This window comes from Advenella kashmirensis W13003, from assembly GCF_000506985.1.
Taxonomy (GTDB): Bacteria; Pseudomonadota; Gammaproteobacteria; order Burkholderiales; family Burkholderiaceae_B; genus Advenella; species Advenella kashmirensis_A.
Window position 1 is genome coordinate 1,581,896 of the sequence record NZ_KI650979.1, and the last position, 19,958, is coordinate 1,601,853.

The following is a 19,958-nucleotide window of genomic DNA, read 5'->3' on the forward strand; positions in this document are numbered from 1 at the left end:
AAATCAATGAAAAAGGACCCTCGCCATTCTGCTGATCTGTATTTTTTTGACGCATTGATTTCCGCCGGCAGTTTGTCGGCCGTCGCCTTGCGGCTGGGCGTGACACCTTCGGCTGCGAGCAAGCGACTGATCCAGCTGGAAAAACGTCTCGGAATGACACTTGTGAATCGCAGTACGCGTCGCATGAGCCCGACAGCGGAAGGCCTGGTTTATCTGGATCATGCCAGGAGCATCCTGGCGCAGATCGAGGCGCTGGACCGGCAGATGTTCACATTGAAATCCGAGCCCGAGGGATTGATCCGCGTAAATGCCACATTGGGTTTTGGCAGAAGCTATATACAGCCGTTGATTTCGAGATTCATCAGGAAATATCCGGCGATCACGATCCAGCTGTTTCTGACGCCGTTTCCGCCACCCGTCAGCGATAATGCCTTTGATTTATCCATTCAATTCGGCAAACCGCCACTGAGGAATGTGAAAGCCCGTTTGCTTGCGCAAAATCGCCGCCTTCTGGTGGCTTCCGGCGCCTATCTGGCCAGAGCGGGGCGACCCTTGGCGCCGCAGGATTTGCTCAAACATAACTGTATTGTGATCAAACAGGATGAGTTGCCGTATTCGGAATGGATTCTGAGCAATGGCAAAAGCACGGAGAAAGTGCCGATCAGCGGCAACCTGGTCACGAATGACGGTTACGTCGGCGTGCAGTGGGCGCTGGATGGCCACGGCGTCGTGATGCGTGCGGAGTGGGATGTGGCCCGCTATATGCGTAGCGGCCGTCTGGTGCAGGTGCTGGCCAATTACAGCACACCCAATGCCGATATTTATGCGGTATACAGAGAACAGCCGCATGCCACCGCGCGGATGACGCTGTTGCTTGATTTTCTGTCGCGCAGCTTCGGTACGCTGAACCCAGGCTCGACCGTGACCGTCAGTACCGGCTGGTAAGATCAATTTCGACACATTTGGACAGTTGAATTTTAGTCAGTTTATCTATTACATTAATGGCACTCGTTGCCGGGTAGTACGTGGATTGACAGGTTACTATCCGGTAATCGCGCCAGTGCCCTCCGGCAGGCGCAGCGATAAGCCCGAAACGGCGCCTGTAATATGCCTGCATTCATCGATAAGGATATCGACCATGACCACTCTCTTTGCATTCTTGCATCATGTACTGGCCTTCGCACTGGTCGCCGCCCTGGCAATCGAACTGGTGCTGGTCAAGGACCGAATCAGTATCGAGCGCGCGCGCCGGATTTTGCGAGCCGACGCCATTTACGGCGCATCGGCCATGTTGCTGCTGGTGGTGGGTTTTTTGCGCGTGATTTTCTTTGAGAAGGGTACGGCCTATTATTTTCACAGCATTCCCTTCATTGCCAAATTGGTGCTGTTTGCCGCCGTCGGCATTCTTTCCATTTACCCCACTATGACTTTCCTGTCCTGGCGCAAGAGTCTGAACCGGGGGCGCGAGCCTGTGCTGGATCCCGCAGTGATCAAGCGGATTCGCAAGCTGATTCATTACGAACTGGTCTGTATTGTCTTTATTGTGCTGGCCGCGGCCATGATGGCGCGCGGTATCGGCTATTGGGGGTAGAAGGGGTGTTGCTATGTCGGGCGCTGACTCTCGCGCGTTGCGGTTATTTGTCTATGGCACGTTAAAAACCGGTTGTTGCAATTATGAACGCCATTGTTCGATGGCGGCGCACATGCAAAAAGCCTGGCTGTGGGGCCGGATTTACCATCTGGATCGCGATGAGGGCTATCCCATGGTGGAAATTAGCCCGGCGGCCATCCTGGCGCGAGGCACGCGCGAGCCGGCTCTTGATGCGCTGCAGGTATGCGAACCCGGCTCGCTGGACAAACCGGCGGGCGACTGGGACCTGATTGAAGGCGAACTGATGCTGTTTGAGCGACCTGAACGCGATATCCCCCTGATCGACCTGCTGGAAGAGTTTCATGCTGAAGAATCCGACCTGTACGCACGTGTGCTGACCACAGTGCGCACCGTAGCAGGTGCCCAAACTGCCTGGACATATATCCGCGAACGCGAGCATGACGGACGCCGCTTGCGGCCGGACAACACCGGCACGGTGTGCTGGCGTCCTGCCGACTTTATTTCCTGAAGACGGCGTAGCTCCAGAAGATATCCTGGCGGCCGAGTGTGTCGTTTTTATAAACTTTGTGGTACAGCAATTGCAAGCCGCATTCCTGGGCCATGCCGATGGTTTCTTCGTCGGGGATGTCGAACATATGGCGTTCGGCCGGGACCGGGCCGTGACGCAGTGACATGGACATAATGCCGTTGCGTGCAAGCAGACCGACGCAATGCTGCATGGCCGGCATGCGCTCTTCGGCCAGCAGATGCATCCACACGGCAGTCAGCAGGAGCAGATCATAGTGTTTGCCGCTGGCACGCACGGTTGACAGATCCGGCAGGCTGTCGGCGATCCAGTTGATTTGAGCGTCGGCGTGACGCAGGTCCGCCTGTTTTCTCATGGCAGAGGTGGGTTCGACGGCGTCGACGCGATAGCCCAGCCTTGCCAGCGCCGCTGCGTCGCGCCCCGTGCCCGCCCCGATATCCAGCACGTTGGCCGGCGCACCTGGGTAAAACCCGCGCACCGGGTTATGTACTTTTTCGAAGGTGACACTTTCGTAGTCGTCGGCGAACTGTTGTGCCTTCTCTGCATAACCTTTGCTACCCGCAATCTCGACCATTTTTTATGTCCATTCAAGTAATGTGGATTAAGACAAGTGTATCGGATTGGGAAATTAAAATAGCTAATTATTTCATTCGTCAGTATTTTTGGTCTGGTTTGCGCGCTGTTCTCTTTCTTTTCCTGTCTGGAATTCTTTATACTGTGCTGCTTCACCCGTCAATTCTGCATCTATCAAATAGGCAATTTGCGTGAATAACTCTCACAACTACGGTGATGGGGGCGATATCGTCGTTTCCATCAAGGGGGTGGGTAAAACCTACAAAAGCGGTTTTACTGCCCTGAAAGGCGTCGATCTGGATATCCGCCGGGGCGAAATTCTGGCCTTGCTGGGCCCCAATGGGGCGGGCAAAACAACGCTGATTGGCATCGTGACCGGCCTGGTCAATGCCTCGGAGGGCACCATTCTGGTGGATGGCGACGATGTGCGCCGCGACTACCGTCGCGTTCGCCCGAAAATCGGCCTGGTGCCCCAGGAACTGTTTACTGACTCTTTTGAGACGGTCTGGGATACGGTGTCGTTCAGCCGTGGCCTGTTCGGCAAGCCAGCCGATCCGGCTCATATCGAGCGCGTGCTTAAGGCCCTGTCTTTATGGAACAAGAAGGACAACAAAATCCTGAGTCTGTCCGGCGGCATGAAGCGTCGGGTCCTGATTGCCAAGGCGCTGTCGCATGAACCCTCGATTCTGTTTCTGGATGAGCCCACCGCCGGCGTAGACGTCGAGTTGCGTCACGATATGTGGAACCTGGTGCGCCAGCTGCGCGAGCAGGGGGTCACCGTGATCCTGACCACGCACTATATCGAGGAAGCCGAAGACATGGCGGACCGAATTGCGGTGATCAATAACGGCGAGATTATTCTGGTACAGGACAAACAGCAACTGATGGGCCAGCTGGGCAAGAAGGAATTGCATTTGCAATTGCCCCGCCCGCTGGATACGCTGCCGCCTGCCATGTCTGCCTACCCACTGACGCTGTCGGCGGACGGCCAGACGCTGGTGTATACCTATAACAAGGAATCGGAAGAAAATACGGGAGCGAGCCTGTCCGAGATGCTGCGGCAACTGGGCGAGGTCGGGATCGAGCTCAAAGATCTGCAATCGAGAGAAAGCTCGCTGGAAGATATTTTCGTGAGCCTGGTAAGGAAAGACTCATGAATCTGTATGGCGTAAAAGCAATTTATAAGTTTGAGATGGCGCGGGCGTTTCGCACACTCATGCAAAGCATCGCGTCCCCGGTACTGTCCACGGCGCTGTATTTCATCGTGTTCGGTGCGGCCATCGGTTCCCGTATGGGTGAGATCGACGGCGTGTCCTACGGCGCGTTTATCGTGCCCGGGCTGTTGATGATGGCCCTGTTGGGGCAGAGTGTATCGAATGCGTCGTTCGGCATTTATATGCCCAAGTGGTCAGGCACGATTTATGAAATCATGTCGGCGCCGGTGTCGTATTTTGAAGTGATTCTGGGTTATGTGGGGGCGGCGGCCACCAAAACACTGATTCTGTCGGTGTTGATTCTGATTACGGCCCGCTTCTTTGTGGCATACGACATTCAGCATCCGTTCTGGATGGTACTGTTTCTGGTGCTCACAGCCATCACATTCAGCATGTTCGGGTTTATCATCGGCTTGTGGGCCGATGGCTTCGAGAAGCTGCAGATCATTCCGCTGATGGTGATTACGCCGCTCACGTTTTTGGGTGGTGCGTTTTATTCCATTCATATGCTGCCCGGCATCTGGTCAAAAGTGGCGCTGTTCAATCCGGTAGTCTATCTGATCAGCGGTTTCCGCTGGAGTTTTTACGGTGTGGCTGACGTGAACCATTATGTGAGCCTGTTTACCATTCTGTTCATTCTGCTGTTGTGTGCGCTGGTGGTGTCCTGGATGTTCCGTACGGGGTACAAGCTGCGGCCGTAAGTCGAAGGACGTCTCGGCCCTGACGCTCTGCCTCGGGGTGTTTGTGTGCCCTGTCTGTCGTTTCCGCTGTTTCTCAGGCCTGGATCACGCTGCGCGCGTCCTCTTCTTTGCCGGTTTCTTCAGTGGGGGCAGGCGGGTCCGCTTCCTGTTCCCGGGCCACACGGGCGACGGGTTCCGCAATGGGGTCCTCTGCCTGCTGGGGCATCACCACAGCACCACGCAGCCGGCTGCGCCGTGTTTTTTTCTCCCGTACCACGGTGGGCGGTGTCCAGGTCACAATATGCAGCGAGCCGTCTTCATGCTCGACCAGCGCAGTCATGCTTTCGACCCAGTCGCCGTCGTTGCAGTACAGAATGCCATCGACTTCGCGGATTTCCGCCTTGTGGATATGGCCGCAAACCACGCCATCATAATTATTCTTGCGCGCTTCCTGCATGACGGCATCTTCGAACGCCGAAATGTAGCTGACGGCATTTTTGACTTTTTGCTTCAGATATTGCGAGAGTGACCAGTAACCCAGGCCCATGCGCGCCCGTGCGTTGTTCAGCCACATATTGAAGGTGAGTGCGACGGTGTAAAGATGGTCGCCGACATAGGCCAGCCAGGGCGCGAATTGCACTACGCCATCGAAGCGGTCGCCATGCAGAATCCACAAGCGCCGACCGTCGGCAGTGACATGCTCGGTTTCTTCGACGACTTCGATTCCGCCGAAATTCTGTTCGACATAGTGCCGGGCGAATGAGTCGTGGTTGCCGGGAACGTAGATTACCCGGGTGCCCTGGCGGCATTTGCGCAGCAGCTTCTGGATGACGTCGTTGTGCGATTGGGGCCAGAACCACTTGCCTTTGAGTTGCCATCCATCGATAATGTCACCCACCAGATAAAGGGTATCCGATTCCGTATGCTTGAGGAAATCCAGCAGTGCAGTGGCCTGGCAGCCTTTGGTGCCCAGGTGCACATCGGAAATCCAGATCGTGCGGTAGTGAGTAGTAGGATGTTCAGACAAAATAATGTCAGGCCGTAAGTACAGGTCAGGAATGCCTATTATTACAACAACCGGTTGTGACGCATGTATGACATGAGCCGGTATCTTATCTGTCACCCGTTTGTCATTCTTGCGACTGTTTCCTTTTTAACACAATGGCGGTCGCTTTCCAATTGAATCATCGTTGTATGAATGCGTATCTTTCCGGTCTGTTTCTAAGCGGTTCCCTGATTCTTGCGATTGGTTCGCAAAATGCGTTTGTACTGAAACAGGGGTTGCGCAAAAGCCACGTCTTCTGGATCTGTCTGGTGTGCAGTCTGTCCGATGCCGCCCTGATCCTGACCGGCGTGCTGGGCTTTTCGGTGGTGGTGCGGCACGCGGCCCATGTGGTTCCGTTCATCAAGTATGCGGGAGCACTGTTTCTTTTTGTCTATGGCCTGCTGCATTTTCATGCGGCGTTGACCAAAACCGAAGCCATGCAGGACAGCCGGATCGAGGCACCGTCGCTCAAACGCACGCTGCTGGTATGTCTGGCGCTCACCTGGCTCAACCCCCATGTATATCTTGATACGCTGCTGTTGATCGGGTCGGTGTCTACGCGCTTTCCGGGCCAGCAATGGTTGTTTGCCGCAGGCGGCATTACAGCCTCGCTGGTATTCTTCTTTTCCCTGGGGTATGGCGCGCGCCTGTTGTTGCCACTGTTCAAAAAGCCGATTGCCTGGAAGATTCTGGATCTGATTGTCGGTGTGACCATGTGGGTCATCGCCTGGCAGCTTGTCTGGGGGCGTTCGCTGGGGTAATGGGTGGTGCCGGGCGGACGCATCTTCGGCCCGACCGTGAAAGAAAACCGCCCGAACGCATTACGTGTATCGGGCGGTTGTGTTGGCTTTAGTCATCATCGGGCGCAGCGTGTTGCGGTGGCCCGATGAGGCGCCGGGATGGGCGCAGGGGCGTGAATCAGTGACGCAGTCCGGGTTCTTTTTCCCGTTTGTTTTTCAGCGACTCGTCCAGCTCAATCGATCCCTCGGGCGGCTCCGGCTCGGCCTCCGTCGCTGCCTCTTGCGTGGATGTGCCAGAAACGGCGCGGGCGGCAGCCGGGTCGACAGCAGGAGCAGCATCGCGGTCAGCAGCCACCGGATGCGTTTTCTCTGCAGTTGTCTCTGTCTTTGCGCCAGCATCAGAAGCGCTTTGCGCATTGTCGTTATTGTCGCCATTGCCGTTTTCAATCGCGGGGCTGACCAGTTCCACTACCTTGGCGCGTGACATGACCCCCAGGAATTCATCGTTTTCGTCCGTGACCACGACGGGTTCGGTCGACTGAAGCATATGCGTGAGCACTTCATCCAGGTTGGTGTCGGCCGAGACCGTGACAGCTCCTTCGACTTTGGAGGAAATGTCCCGCAGGCCGGCCCGCACGGCGTTTTCGGCGGCCGACAGGCGCAGCAGACCGGCAAAGGCCTTGCCGTCAAGCACGGGGGCGAATTTGTAATCGTACTGTTTCATGCGTTCGATGGCATGAGCAGGGCGGGCACGCATGGTCAGGGTCAGGCGCGGCGCGTTGACGGCATGGGCGGCGTTGAGCGCCTTGCCGCGGTTTACATCCTGCAGGAAGGCGGCAACATACTCGTTGCCCGGTGACAGCAGAATATCTTCGGGCGTTCCTTCCTGGATCAGTTCGCCGTCCTTGAGAATGGCAATGCGGTTGCCCAGACGCAGCGCTTCATCCAGGTCGTGCGTAATGAAGACGATGGTTTTGTTCAGGCGCGCCTGCAATTCGAGCAACTGGTTTTGCATTTCGCGGCGGATCAGCGGATCCAGGGCCGAGAAGGCTTCGTCCATCAGCAGAATGTCGGCATCGGTAGCCAGTGCGCGCGCCAGGCCTACGCGCTGTTGCATTCCGCCCGACAATTGATGCGGATACTGGTTCTCAAAACCGCCCAGTCCCACCTGGTCAAGCCAGTAACGGCCTTTTTCGTGTGCGGCGGCTTTGCTGATGCCCTGGATGGACAGCCCGTAGGCTGCATTGTCCAGGACCGTTTTATGAGGCAGCAGGCCAAACCGCTGAAAGACCATGCTCATGGTGTTCTGGCGAAATTTTTCAAGTTCCTTGCGACCCAGGGTCACCACATCGGTACCATCGACCAGAATATGGCCGGCGGTGGGCTCGATCAGCCGGTTGAAGTGGCGGATCAGGGTGGATTTGCCGGAGCCCGACAGGCCCATGATGACATAAATACTGCCTTCCTCGATACTCAGGCTGATGTCCTTGAGGCCCAGGGTATGGCCGCTTTTGGCCAGCAGTTCTTCTTTGGAGATGCCCTGTCTGACGGCATCGATCCATTTGTTCGGCTCTTTGCCGAAAATTTTGTAGATATTTTTGACTTCTATTTTACTCATCGTGCACCGCCTGTATTTTTTCGTTTTCCATAGGATTGGGTGATGCGGTCAAACAGCACCGCAAGGATGACAATTCCCAACCCGGCCAGCAGGCCGCGACCGACTTCCAGGCGATTGATTCCCAGCAGCACTTCGTAGCCCAGGCCACGCGCGCCGATCATGGAAGCGATGACCACCATCGACAGCGCCATCATCGTGGTCTGGTTGATGCCCGCCATGATATTGGGCAACGCCAGGGGCAATTGCACGCCGAATAGCTGCTGCGAAGAGGAGGCGCCGAAGGCGCGCGAGGCTTCGAGCACTTCCCGGTCAACCAGGCGGATACCCAGGTCAGTCAGGCGGATCAGCGGCGGCACGGCGTAAATCACGGTGGCAATAATAGCCGGGATTTTCCCCAGGCCGAACAGCATGACGACCGGAATAAGATAGACAAAGCTGGGTAGCGTCTGCATCACATCCAGAATGGGCAGCATGACTGACCGCACCGGATTGGATTTGGCGGTGAGGACGCCTAGGGGGATGCCGATAATGATGGATATGGCGGTGGCCATAATCATCAGCGAGAGGGTCTGCATGCCGGCGTCCCAGAGTCCGAGTACGCCCAGCAGAGCCAGCAGAACGCCCATCATCAGGGAGAAGACAATGCGGCGGCTGGCTGCGAACGCGATCAGGACGACGACAATGAGCACGCTCCACCAGGGGGCGCCGCGCAGAATTTTTTCGATCCAGACCAGCAGATGCAGGAAGGGCTCCGACATTGCATTGAGGGCATCGGCGTAATTCGTGACCAGATGGTCCACGAACCCGTCAATGCTTTTGCGCACATCGCGCGCAGAAATAATTTCAGGAAACATGATTGTATTTATTCATCAAAAAATGGAGAAAGAACGGTCCGCGCCATGGCCGCAGGGCCTGAACACGCCACAAGGGCGCGATCACAGGCTCGGGCCGGTCAGGACAGGCGCGCAGGTCAGAGTGAGGCTTTGACACGGTCGGCCACCTCGGTGGGGACCCATTTGGACCAGACGTCCTGCTGGTTTTTCAGAAACCACTGTGCGACGTCGCTGGTGTCGTCGCCGGACTCTTCCATATGGGCCAGGGTTTTGTTAACGACTTCGAAAGGAACGGTGACCTTGCTGAAAAACTGCGTCAATGTCGGGGCGTCCTGCGTAAACCGGGTATTGAGTGCAGTAAACACCGGATTATCGGGATAATCAACGGCTTGCGGATCAGCGCAATCTTCGCGCGTCAGGCACAGTTGCTTTTCCTTGTCATAGGGGGGCATCTGCAGCCGGACCAGCTCCAGCGTGCTGATCAGCGGTGTCGGCTCCCAGTAATAAAAAACGATGTCCTTCTTGCGTTTGTAAGAGGACATCAGACTGGCTTTCTGGGCCGCACCGGTACCGGGCGCATACACCTCGAAATCCTTGTCCAGTTTCAGGCCTTTGGCCAGATTGGTTGCCACCAGCTGGCAGTTCCAGCCCGCCGGGCATCCATAGATGCGGCCTTTATCCGGGTTCTCCGGATCGGCAAAATCATCCTTGTGTCGGGCCAGGTCGGCCGCCGATTTCAGATCGGGAAATTTCTCGGCGGTATATTTGGGAATATACCATCCTTCTTTTCCAGTATACAGCTCGCCAACCCGCTTGACTTTGCCTGATTTTTCGGCTTGCGCCCAGGCGTCACTGATGCTGTTGAGCCAGATTTCCGTGTTGACCTGCAAATCGTCGCGCTCCAGGGCCGCCAGGGCGGTGAGCGTTTCGGTGGGTACCATCTCGGTCTTGCAGCCATAGCCTTTTTCAAGGATATAGCGCTCGACGTCCGCAAGGATCAGGTTGGATTCCCAGTTCATGCCGCCGAATTTGACGGTTTCTTCGACTTCGCAGGTGGGGGCATCGGCGGCAACGGCAGCGCGAGCCAGACCGAGAGAGGCCGAAGCAATGAATACAGCAGATAGAACTTTAGTCTTTATCATGGCAGGGTGCCTCTTATGGCTAAAAGTGAACTGACCGGTATGAATTGGCCTCGGCCCGTCCGTCGAACGGGCGCTGTCGTGCGAGCAGCGGCGATTAGAGCGATTCCTTTACTTTGGCTGCAATCTCGGGAGAAACCCATTTTTCCCAGGTTGCGCCTTCGTTTTTCAGGAACCAGTCTGCGACGGCGCGTGAATCATCGCCGGTCTCTTCCATATGGGCCAGCGTTTTGTCCATGACGGGCAGCGGTACGGACACCTTGGAGAAAAATTCGGTCAGTTTGGGCGCCTGCTTCATAAATTCCGTATTCAGTGCAGTGAAGACCGGGTTGTCAGGATAAGCACTGGGCTGCGGATCTTTACAATCAGGGTTGGTCAGGCATTCCTGCTTTTCCTTGTCGTAGGCGGGCAGTTCGAGCTTGACCAGGTCAAGCGAACCGACCAGCGGTGTCGGATACCAGTAGTAGAACACAATGTTTTTCTTGCGTTTGTATGCCGAGGTCAATGCCGCCTTCTGCGCTGCACCGGTGCCTGGCGAGTACAGGGTGAAGTCTTTGTCCAGTTTCAGGGCCTTGTACAGGTTGCTGCTGACAACTTCGCAGCCCCAGCCGGCCGGGCAGCCATAGAAACGTCCCTTGCTCGGATCTTCGGGATCGGCAAATTCTTCTTTGTATTTGGGAAGGTCGGCAGCAGATTTCAGGTCGGGGAATTTTTCGGCGACGTATTTCGGAATGAACCAGGCTTCACCACCAACGTACAGATCGGCCACTTTTTTCACTTTGCCGGTTTTTTCCGCTTTGGCCCAGGGATCGCCTACGCTATTGAGCCAGATTTCGGTATTGATGTCCAGATCGCCGCGTTCCAGCGCCGCCAGAGCGGGCAAGGTCTCGGTAGGCAGGGTTTCGGTCTTGCAGCCGTAGCCTTTTTCAAGAATCGTGCGCTGCACGTCCACCAGTACCAGATTGGATTCCCAGTTCATGCCGCCGAAATTGACGGTGCGATCGACTTCACATTGGGCGTCGGCAGCCAGGGCGGCACTCGAGATGCCCATGCCAAGCGCGGCGAGCAGCGTCGAGCAGAGAATTTTGTGTTTTAAAAACATGGCCGTAGCCTCCTTAAGTCTTACAGGGTTATAAAAATAACTGTGTATGCCAAAGAGTATGCGGAAAACGACGTAGCGCCGTCGATACAAACAAAACAGATGGGCGGCAAGGCGCCCGATTGACAGGTAAAGCACTTTCGCAGAATGTGCGAAAGGTGTACACAATTGAAACGATGATTTTTTCTAATCCTGCCCATTGTAACAAAATGGGCAGGGTCGGGCAAACCGCCCCCCTTAGTGATATCCCTAGCAGCTTTTAAATTTCATGTATGAGAAAATAAATTCACATTTAGGAAATTATTGCGGACCGCGCGTCCCGACTCAACAGGACCCCATTCATGACAAACAGCCAGGCAGCATCAACCAGTGAAAAGACCCAGAACCCCGGCAAGAAGGCACAGGCCTGTTCCTGGATCGTCCGGGAGGCAGATGTGCCGGGCTATAGTCCTGCCAACCATCATGGCACGGTCAACCGGCGTCTGATCGGCCCCGATACGGTCGGCGCACGCCACCTGGAGGTACTGGTCGGAACAATCGAGCAGAACCAGGGTGCCTTGCCCCATGCCCACCCGGGCATCGAGCAGGTGGTGTATCTGCTGTCGGGCACGGCCGATGTTGAAATGGACGGCGAAAAAGGCAGCCTGCAGGCAGGCGACTGCTGTTTTTTTCCAGCCGATAAAAAGCATATACTGACGGTCACCAGCGTCGAGCCCGCACGCCTGCTGGTCATTTACTCACCCCCTTACGAAGAAAATCCTGCCAGGGTGATTCGCGACTGATCGTCCGATCCCCTCTGTCAATGTGTCATCCTGCGTCAGTCTGCCAGGCAGGGCAGGCGTTGGCGCTCCTAGAAACAACTACCCATAAACCGGAGACATTATGAATATCAAAACCTTTCGTTGTCTGCTGGGGGCGGTCGCCCTGGCTGTTGCCGGAACGGCGGCGGCCTGGCCCGACAAACCCATTACCATGGTCGTGCCGTTTCCTGCCGGATCCGGCACCGATTCGGTCGGACGCATTTTTGCCCGCGAAATAACCAGTCGCCTGGGCCAGCAGGTGATTGTAGAGAACAAGCCCGGCGGCAACGGCACGATCGCCGCGCAGCAGGTTGCGCGCTCCAAACCCGATGGTTACACCATTCTGATTTCCACCAATACGCCACTGTCGGCGGCACCCTGGTTGCAGAAAAGCGTGCCCTATGATGTGCTGAAGGACTTTACGCCCATTGCGCGCGGAGGGAATTTGCCGTTCATTCTGGTTGCCAATATGAAGCAGCCGTTCAATTCGGTGCAGGAACTGGTCAAACAGGCCAAGGCCAGCCCGGGAAAATTGACCTATGCCTCCGGCAACAGCACCGGTATTGTGGCCGGCGCGACCCTGTCTCACGCTGCGGGCATCGAAACCCTGCACGTACCTTATAAGGGCACGCCCCAGGCGTTGACGGACCTGATCGGCGGCCAGGTTGACTATATGTTCACCGACCTGACCTCGGGCATGCCTTTTGTGCAGTCAAAAAAAATCAAGGCACTGGCGGTGTCGACCGCCAAGCCCAGCGTATTGCTGCCCGATCTGCCTTCCATGGAAGCGGCGGGTATCGATAATTTCGACATTAATTCCTGGAACGGCTTCCTGGGTCCGGCGGATATGAGCGAAGAGGCTGTGACTGCGCTGAACAAAACCATTAACGACATCGTGAGTGATGACAAGGTCAAGGCTGAGCTCGCGCGCCTGGGGTTTGATGCCTTCAGCGGTACCCAGCAGGAATTTGCTTCGTTCGTTCAGGAGCAATACAAGTTATGGGGCAAGCTGATCAAAGATGCGGGGATAGAGGTTCAATAATAATGATGCACAACAATCAAAGCAGGGCGGGCAACATCGGGACAGATCGAAGCGGACCTCTGGCCGGTGTACGGGTGCTGGACCTGACCTCCATCATTCTGGGGCCCTTTGCGACCCAGATGATGGCAGACCTGGGGGCGGATGTGATCAAGGTGGAGTCGCCTGCGGGCGACACGCTACGCCAGGTAGGGCCCATGCGTAATCCAGGCATGGGCGCTATTTACCTGCATCTGAACCGCAATAAACGGTCCGTGGTGCTGGACCTCAAAACCGAAGAGGGGCGCGAGGCCTGCCTGCATCTGGTGCGCGACGTGGATGTGCTGTTGTATAACGTGCGGCCGCAGTCGATGGCGCGCCTGGGCCTGTCCTACGAAGCCGTGAGGGCCGTGAATCCGAAAATCGTTTATGTGGGCGCGTATGGTTTCGGAAATGACGGCCCCTACGCCGGCAAGCCTGCCTATGATGACCTGATCCAGGGTATGACCGGTGTGGCCCGTCTTTACGAGCGCAATAGCGGTCATGAACCGCGTTACGCGCCGCTGACGCTGGCCGATCGCACGATCGGGCTGCATGCCGCCCTTGCGTGCCTGGCAGGCGTCATACACAGCCGGGCAACCGGAGAGGGGCAGTCAATCGAAATTCCCATGTTTGAAGGCATGGCGCATATGATTCTGGGCGATCATCTGGGGGGCCGAACGTTCGACGCTGACGCGCCTGCCGAGACCATGGGTTATTCGCGTCTGCTGGCCGAACACCGCAAGCCTTATCAGACGCAGGATGGCTATGTCAGTGCGCTGATCTACAACGACCGGCACTGGCGCCAGTTCCTGACGGCCATTGGTCGCGCAGAGTTGATGACCGATTCTATATTCGCCACGCATTCGCAGCGCGCCGACAATATAGGCGAGGTCTACCGCTTTGTGGACGCGACGCTCAGGACGCGTACGACCGCCGACTGGCTGGCGCTGTTCGATGAAAATGATATTCCCTGCGCGCCACTGTACGCCGTCGAAGATCTGCCCGATGACCCGCACCTGAAGGCGGTCGGACACCTTGTTCAGACCGATCACCCCAGCGAAGGCGTGGTGCATACGACAGCGCCGCTGGGCCGGTATTCGGGAACGCCACTGAATCTCTACCGGCATGCACCGGCGCTGGGTGAACACACCGAAGAGGTGCTGGGCGATCTGCCGATGGACCTGGAAAAGAAACAGGCAATATTGAAAGCGGCCGGGCAGGGCGATAAACCCAGGGATTGAGTTAGCACGATCCCGGCACGCGACGACTATTTGGATGACGGAGTAAACATGGATTTTTCACTTTCGCAGGATCAGCAGATGCTGGTGGCGGCCATTGAGCAATTGTGCAGCGGTTTCGATGATGAATACTGGCTCGAATGCGACCGCAGCGGCGACTACCCAGAGGCGTTCTACCAGCGACTGGCGCAGGCCGGGTGGCTCGGTGTCGCCATGCCTCAGGAATACGGCGGTGCAGGGCTTGGCATTACCGAAGCGGCCCTGATGATGAAAACCATCTCCCGCTCCGGCGCTGGTTTTACGGGCGCGTCGGCCGTGCATATGAATATTTTCGGCCTGAACCCGGTGGTGCGTTTCGGCTCGGACGATCTTAAGAAGCGAGCCTTGCCGCCATTGATCGAAGGCCGTGACAAGGCCTGCTTTGCCGTGACGGAACCGGATGCTGGCCTGGATACGACCCAATTGACCACGCGTGCCGAAAAACAGGGCGATCACTACCGCATCTATGGTCGCAAAATATGGATTTCCACTGCACAGGTCGCCAGCAAAATGCTTCTGCTGGCCCGAACCACGCCGAAAGACAAGGTGGCACGGCCGACTCAGGGGCTCAGCCTGTTCTATACCGACCTGGATCGCAGCCAGGTTGAAGTGCGTGAAATTGAAAAACTTGGACGCAAGGCGGTTGATTCGAATATGCTGTTTTTCGACGGCCTGGAAATCCCCGAATGCGATCGCGTGGGTGAGGAAGGCAAAGGCTTCGAGTACATTCTTCATGGACTGAACCCGGAACGGATTCTGATCGCGGCCGAGGCCGTGGGGCTGGGTCAGGTGGCGCTGGACAAGGCGGTGCAATATGCAAAAGAACGTACGGTGTTCAACCGCCCTATCGGCCAGAACCAGGGTATACAGCATCCATTGGCCCAGTGCTGGATGCAGTTGGAAGCGGCCGATCTGATGGTCTCCCGGGCCGCTGCGGCCTATGATGCCGATGAACCGGCCGGCGCCTATGCCAACACCGCGAAGTATCTGGCAGCCGAAGCGGCCTTCCAGTCATGCCAGACGGCCATCCAGACACTGGGCGGCATGGGCTATGCGAAGGAATATCACGTTGAGCGCTATTTGCGTGAGAGCTTTATTCCGCGCATTGCACCGGTCAGCCCGCAATTGATTATGTGTTTTATTGCTGAAAAAGTGCTGGGACTGCCCAAATCGTACTGAGGGCGATCCGGCGCGGCCGTAGTCGCAAGCTATTGCTGTCGTGATTATTTACTGTTGTGATTATTGGGAGCCATTGCAATTGCAATTGCACTTGCAATGGCTCGTTGCTTGCCTCGACAGACACCTGCCGCCGATCGGAAAATTAATGCTGCTCGATAAAGGTACACATCACGCGCAGCTTTTGTGCGTGGTTCTGCAGGTTGGCCTCGATCCGGTAGAGTGGTCCCGCGATGGAGATGGCATACTGGCCGCCTGATACGGTTACCGGCCAGGCAATGGCACCAACGTCGATCATGGATTCGCCAAGATTGGTAAACAGCCCTTTTTCCCGCCCCTGTCTGATGTCTTCCAGAAACGCCTCGCGTGTGATCAGGGTTCTGTTATTGCGTTTATTGAAGGTCAGCTTGTCAAGCAGGGCCAGTTGCGCCGGTTCATCGAGCGCAGAGAACAGGGCCTTGCCCAGCGAGTTGGCATGGATCTCTTTCTGTTCCCCGGCCACCGCTACATAGTGAATGGGGTTTTCTGATGCGATCACATCCAGGTAGAGCACCGTATTAAGCGATGTGAGTTTGGCGAGCACGACTGTTTCGCCGGTGATCGCGCACAATTCACGCAGGCTGGGATACAGCCGTTCGAGTACGGGGTCGGCCTTGGTAATGCGCTGAGCCATGGCCAGCAATCGTCCTGTTGGATAGTAGCCCTGGCGTCTGGCGGTTTCATATAAATAACCCAGGCTCAGTAGTGTACGCACCAGCGCCAGACAACTGGAGGCGGGAGCGTTGAGTTCGCGGGCAAGTTCGGACAGGGACAGTGGTTTTTGTTCACGCGAAAAAATTTCGATAATTTCGATGACCCTGAGTGCGGTTTTGACGCGATGATTTTCGGTGCCGGGGGCAGTGGTGTTCATGAATGTGAAAGCGGGGTGAGACAGACCTGCAGAGTTTAACCGATGCCATACTTTCTTACACTGTTTTGTTTGATTGCGACAGGGACTCGTGCCATCCTCGGAGCAAAGAGTAATGGACGGGATCCGCACATCTTTAGTTCATGCTTAAAATAATTAACCAACACAGATGACATAAAGGAGAAGATATGAAACGCGCATTCATGGCCGTCGCCATTGCTACCGTTTTTACCGGCGCTTCGTTCATGCCCGTTGCAGCACGCACGGCCGCAGAGACTGATGCCGATACGTTTACGGTGAGCGGCCTGGAGAAACCAGGTTCCATTTCCATCGATAAATGGGGCGTGCCGCATATTTACGCGCAGACACTGTATGACGCTTTTTATCTGCAGGGATTCAACGCCGCGCGGGATCGGCTGTTTCAGATTGATTTGTGGCGCAAGCGCGGGCTCGGCGAAATGGCCAAGGATTTTGGCCCCGATTATGTCGAAGGCGACCGCATGGCGCGGGCAGTGCTGTTTCGTGGCGATATGTATCGCGAGTGGCTGGCCTACGGGTCCGATTCGAAGCGGGTCGCCCAGGCGTTTACCGACGGTATCAATGAGTACGTCAAAATGACACAGGCCAACCCCGATCTGCTCCCCGTGGAGTTCAAGAAGCTGGGTTATCAGCCCTCCCAGTGGAACCCGGAAGACGTGGTGCGTATACGTCATCATGGGCTGACACTGAATGCGAAAAATGAGCTGGATCGCGCCCAGGTGTTTTGCAAAGTCAAGGACGATCCGGTCAAGGCCGACTGGCTGCGCCGCGAGCTGAGTCCTACGATTGATCCGGCGCTGGTCGACGGTCTGGATCCGTGTGCGATACCGGTCCAGAAAATAAAAGACGCCTATGACCAGGCCACGGCAACACCAAAACTGACAAAGCTCCCACCGGCGTCCGATAATGCCAAGCCAACGGCGACGCCGCCTGCGCAGCAATCGGCGAGCGCGTCCCCGGTGGCGCCAACCGGTTCGCCTGTCGCCGCGCTATATAACGTGGTGGACAACGATAGCGATACAGAAAGAGGACTGGGCTCGAACAACTGGGTGATTGACGGCAAGCGGACAACGACCGGCAGGCCGATTCTGGCAAACGACCCGCATCGCTCCCATGGCGCGCCGAGCTTGCGTTATATAAGTCACCTGAGTGCGCCCGGTCTGTCCGTGATTGGCGCCGGCGAGCCGTTTTTGCCCGGCATTTCGATCGGCCATAATGACGAAATCGGTTTTGGCCTGACCCGCTTCTATATGGATCAGGAGGATATGTACCAGTATGAAATCAATCCTGAAAACAAGAACGAATACAAATACAAAGGGCGCTGGGAGCCCATGGAAACTGTAGAGGAAGAGATTGAAGTCAAGGGCGGCCCTGTGCAAAAAGTGACCCTGCATTTCACGCGGCACGGCCCGATCCTGTACCAGGACGACACCGCGCACCGCGCCTGGGCGCTGCGTGCGGCCTGGCTGGATTTGGGCATGGCGCCCTACTTTGGCTCCATGGACTACATGCGGGCCACCAATTGGGATGAGTTCAAGGCAGCGATGAATCGCTGGGGCGCGCCGGGTGAAAACCAGGTCTATGCAGATCGCAGCGGCAATATTGCGTGGATGCCCGGCGGGCTCACCGTCAAGCGCAGCTGGGACGGGCTCACCCCGGTGCCGGGCGACGGACGTTACGAATGGGACGGTTATCGTGACATGGACGAGTTGCCCAGCCTGCATAATCCGCAGGCGGGCTATATCGTGACGGCCAATGAAAATAATATTCCGCCGGATCATCCTGCGTTCAAAAAGGGCGTAGGCTATGAGTGGAGCAGTGATTTCCGGGCGAAGCGGCTCAAGGCAATCATTGGCGCGAAAGACAAGTCGTCTGTCGCCGATTCCGAAGCATGGCAGAACGACAAAACCTCTTTGCCAGCCATCCGAACTGTCGCAGTGCTCAAGCAGATCAGCACCGATGATGAAAAACTCAAGCCGGTCGTGGCCATGCTGCAGAAATGGGATGGCCTGGAGACAGCGGACAGTGCCGAGGCCGCCATTTTTGAAGTGTGGTTCAGTCGTTACCTGCGCCGCGCAGTCGTGGAACGCGCGTTTGATCCCGAGATTGCAAAAATGATTGGCCTGGGTGATCCGGAACGGGTGCTGGATGTGATCGAAAAGCCTGAAGGATGGTTTACGCCGGCCGAACGCGATGAGATTATGCTCGATTCGCTCAAGCAGGCGGTGGCCGAGGTCAGCGACAAACTGGGCGCAGATCCGCAAGCCTGGAAATGGGGAACGCTGCATCAGGCTGTGTTTTTGCATCCCATGAATGCGCTGCTGTCGGATGAAGAGAAAAAAACCTTCAATGTGAACGCCGGCCCCATAGGGGGCTCAGCCTACACGCCAATGGCAACCAGTTATGGTGAAAAAAGCTATAACCTGACCTCGGGCGCGTCATTTCGCATGGTGCTGGATGTCGGGCAGTGGGACGGTTCCAGGGTGATCAACACCCCGGGGCAATCCGGTGACAGTCGCCAGCCCGGCTATCGCGATCTGGCGCCATTATGGGCCAAAGGCGAATATATTCCATTGACTTTCAGCAAGGAGAAAGTCAAGGAAAACACCGTTAAAGTGCTCAAGTTCGAGCCAGGAAAGAACTGATCACCATCCCCGCATGTGAACAGGGTCGCCATAACCCGGGGGCCGACAGAACCAAAGGCCCTGTTCGCTGTCGAATCTGTATCTAGTGTCACAGGTTTGTGCGTAAAATGGACGAGGATTGCCCTGCTGAGCGAGATGCTTGCCAGGGCCCAATGCTTGTTGCTATTTTGCGATCTCCCGGGTGCAGTCATGAATGCGAAAGCGCGCATTTTCTTTTTTGGCGATACACATGGCGGTTTTGACCACTGCCGGGAAGTCGTTGAGTCCGGCAAGCCCGATGCAGTCGTGTTTTTGGGCGATATCCAGGCTCACGAGCCGTTGCATGAGATTTTGCGGGAGATTCGCGATCTGACCGATATCTGGTGGATTCATGGCAACCATGACACCGACAGTCCGGCCATTTATCGGAATCTTTTCGACTCCGAGTTTGCCGATCGCAATCTGCACGGCCGTGTTGTTGATATTCACGGCGTGCGCATCGCCGGTCTGGGGGGCGTGTTTCGCGGCACCATCTGGAATCCCGCGCGACCATTCTGGCGCTTTTATTCCCCACAGGATTACGAGGCGCACAGTGTGTTGAAGGCAGGTGCAAGCGGCAGGGGCGATCGGCTGCGTCACCGCAGTTCGATTTTTCCCTGTGATTATGAAGCGTTGATGCAGGAACAAGCCGACATCCTGGTGCTGCACGAGGCGCCTTCATGCAATCGCTACGGTTTTGCCGTGCTCGATAGCCTGGCAACGCGGCTGGGCGTATCTCGCGTCTTTCACGGACATCATCACGACCATTATGACTATTCCGCACACTTTGAGCGTCTTGGCTTCTCCACGCATGCCGTGGGCTTAAGAGGGGTGCTCGATGGCGACGGGACTACGATCCGCGAAGGCGAGCTGGATGGTACCGGAGAAGACCGGGTCGCGGCGTTGCCCGAGCTGCAGGTCAAATCCGATGCGTGAAACGGGCTATGATATAGGTAA

19 protein-coding genes are annotated in these 19,958 nt (G+C 56.4%); 12 read left to right on the top strand and 7 right to left on the bottom strand.

The genetic code is table 11. The features are described from left to right. Positions 1 to 6: 6 nt before the first annotated feature. The 3 genes from W822_RS31345 to W822_RS31355 all read left to right on the top strand — a co-directional run bounded on the left by W822_RS31345 (position 7) and on the right by W822_RS31355 (position 2,120). Positions 7 to 945: a LysR family transcriptional regulator gene (locus W822_RS31345; RefSeq protein ID WP_024004544.1), complete on the top strand. Its 939-nt coding sequence runs from the start codon at positions 7 to 9 to the stop codon at positions 943 to 945. A gap of 193 nt (positions 946 to 1,138) precedes the next feature. Beyond that, positions 1,139 to 1,591, top strand: coding sequence for a DUF2214 family protein (locus W822_RS31350; protein WP_024004546.1), 453 nt, complete (start codon positions 1,139 to 1,141; stop codon positions 1,589 to 1,591). A 13-nt stretch (positions 1,592 to 1,604) separates the two neighbouring features. Beyond that, complete coding sequence (locus W822_RS31355) at positions 1,605 to 2,120, top strand: gamma-glutamylcyclotransferase family protein (protein ID WP_081724312.1); 516 nt, start codon at positions 1,605 to 1,607, stop codon at positions 2,118 to 2,120. Here the strand turns inward: W822_RS31355 and W822_RS31360 are convergent. Continuing rightward, on the bottom strand, positions 2,110 to 2,712 hold the full coding sequence (locus W822_RS31360) for a class I SAM-dependent methyltransferase (RefSeq protein WP_024004548.1): 603 nt from the start codon (positions 2,710 to 2,712) through the stop codon (positions 2,110 to 2,112). The two genes, W822_RS31355 and W822_RS31360, sit on opposite strands and share 11 nt — an antisense overlap. 190 nt (positions 2,713 to 2,902) lie before the next feature. Here W822_RS31360 and W822_RS31365 point away from each other — a divergent pair, with 190 nt between their 5' ends. Beyond that, positions 2,903 to 3,868 carry an ABC transporter ATP-binding protein gene (locus W822_RS31365; protein WP_024004549.1) on the top strand — a complete coding sequence of 322 codons (966 nt, stop codon included), beginning with the start codon at positions 2,903 to 2,905 and terminating at the stop codon, positions 3,866 to 3,868. Further along, positions 3,865 to 4,626, top strand: coding sequence for an ABC transporter permease (locus tag W822_RS31370; protein WP_024004550.1), 762 nt, complete (start codon positions 3,865 to 3,867; stop codon positions 4,624 to 4,626). Before W822_RS31365 ends, W822_RS31370 begins: the two co-directional genes overlap by 4 nt. A gap of 73 nt (positions 4,627 to 4,699) precedes the next feature. Here the strand turns inward: W822_RS31370 and W822_RS31375 are convergent, their stop codons facing one another. After that, positions 4,700 to 5,632 carry a UDP-2,3-diacylglucosamine diphosphatase gene (locus W822_RS31375; RefSeq protein ID WP_024004551.1) on the bottom strand — a complete coding sequence of 311 codons (933 nt, stop codon included), beginning with the start codon at positions 5,630 to 5,632 and terminating at the stop codon, positions 4,700 to 4,702. Between the two features lie 167 nt (positions 5,633 to 5,799). Between W822_RS31375 and W822_RS31380 the strand changes: the two genes are divergently transcribed. Beyond that, the gene (locus tag W822_RS31380; protein ID WP_024004552.1) at positions 5,800 to 6,411 is read left to right on the top strand and encodes a LysE/ArgO family amino acid transporter; all 612 of its coding nucleotides are present in this window, start codon (positions 5,800 to 5,802) and stop codon (positions 6,409 to 6,411) included. Positions 6,412 to 6,568: 157 nt separating this feature from the next. Here W822_RS31380 and W822_RS31385 read toward each other — a convergent pair whose 3' ends face one another. The 4 genes from W822_RS31385 to W822_RS31400 form a co-directional block, all read right to left on the bottom strand. Beyond that, on the bottom strand, positions 6,569 to 8,008 hold the full coding sequence (locus W822_RS31385; protein ID WP_024004553.1) for a quaternary amine ABC transporter ATP-binding protein: 1,440 nt from the start codon (positions 8,006 to 8,008) through the stop codon (positions 6,569 to 6,571). Then, the gene (locus W822_RS31390; RefSeq protein WP_024004554.1) at positions 8,005 to 8,862 is read right to left on the bottom strand and encodes an ABC transporter permease; all 858 of its coding nucleotides are present in this window, start codon (positions 8,860 to 8,862) and stop codon (positions 8,005 to 8,007) included. The genes W822_RS31385 and W822_RS31390 overlap by 4 nt, the downstream gene beginning before the upstream one ends. A 116-nt stretch (positions 8,863 to 8,978) precedes the next feature. Next, on the bottom strand, positions 8,979 to 9,983 hold the full coding sequence (locus tag W822_RS31395; protein ID WP_031242397.1) for an ABC transporter substrate-binding protein: 1,005 nt from the start codon (positions 9,981 to 9,983) through the stop codon (positions 8,979 to 8,981). Between the two features lie 94 nt (positions 9,984 to 10,077). Continuing rightward, positions 10,078 to 11,031: an ABC transporter substrate-binding protein gene (locus W822_RS31400; RefSeq protein WP_437177149.1), complete on the bottom strand. Its 954-nt coding sequence runs from the start codon at positions 11,029 to 11,031 to the stop codon at positions 10,078 to 10,080. A gap of 389 nt (positions 11,032 to 11,420) precedes the next feature. Between W822_RS31400 and W822_RS0123405 the strand changes: the two genes are divergently transcribed. The 4 genes from W822_RS0123405 (at position 11,421) to W822_RS31415 (ending at position 15,395) form a co-directional block, all read left to right on the top strand. After that, entirely contained in the window at positions 11,421 to 11,861 is a 441-nt protein-coding gene (locus tag W822_RS0123405) for a cupin domain-containing protein (RefSeq protein WP_081724313.1), read from the top strand. A 100-nt stretch (positions 11,862 to 11,961) separates the two neighbouring features. After that, positions 11,962 to 12,921: a Bug family tripartite tricarboxylate transporter substrate binding protein gene (locus W822_RS31405; RefSeq protein WP_024004558.1), complete on the top strand. Its 960-nt coding sequence runs from the start codon at positions 11,962 to 11,964 to the stop codon at positions 12,919 to 12,921. A 2-nt stretch (positions 12,922 to 12,923) separates the two neighbouring features. Then, a complete protein-coding gene (locus W822_RS31410) occupies positions 12,924 to 14,180 on the top strand; it encodes a CaiB/BaiF CoA transferase family protein (protein WP_253272250.1) in 1,257 nt (418 codons plus the stop codon). A gap of 48 nt (positions 14,181 to 14,228) precedes the next feature. Then, the gene (locus tag W822_RS31415) at positions 14,229 to 15,395 is read left to right on the top strand and encodes an acyl-CoA dehydrogenase family protein (RefSeq protein WP_024004560.1); all 1,167 of its coding nucleotides are present in this window, start codon (positions 14,229 to 14,231) and stop codon (positions 15,393 to 15,395) included. 142 nt (positions 15,396 to 15,537) lie between these two features. Here the strand turns inward: W822_RS31415 and W822_RS31420 are convergent, their stop codons facing one another. After that, the gene (locus W822_RS31420) at positions 15,538 to 16,302 is read right to left on the bottom strand and encodes an IclR family transcriptional regulator (protein ID WP_024004561.1); all 765 of its coding nucleotides are present in this window, start codon (positions 16,300 to 16,302) and stop codon (positions 15,538 to 15,540) included. A gap of 185 nt (positions 16,303 to 16,487) precedes the next feature. On the opposite strand from W822_RS31420, the gene W822_RS31425 reads away from it, so the two are divergent. Together W822_RS31425 and W822_RS31430 are read left to right on the top strand one after the other, a co-directional pair. After that, positions 16,488 to 18,983, top strand: coding sequence for a penicillin acylase family protein (locus W822_RS31425; protein ID WP_024004562.1), 2,496 nt, complete (start codon positions 16,488 to 16,490; stop codon positions 18,981 to 18,983). Between the two features lie 189 nt (positions 18,984 to 19,172). Further along, on the top strand, positions 19,173 to 19,937 hold the full coding sequence (locus W822_RS31430) for a metallophosphoesterase family protein (protein WP_031242403.1): 765 nt from the start codon (positions 19,173 to 19,175) through the stop codon (positions 19,935 to 19,937). Positions 19,938 to 19,958 lie beyond the last annotated feature (21 nt).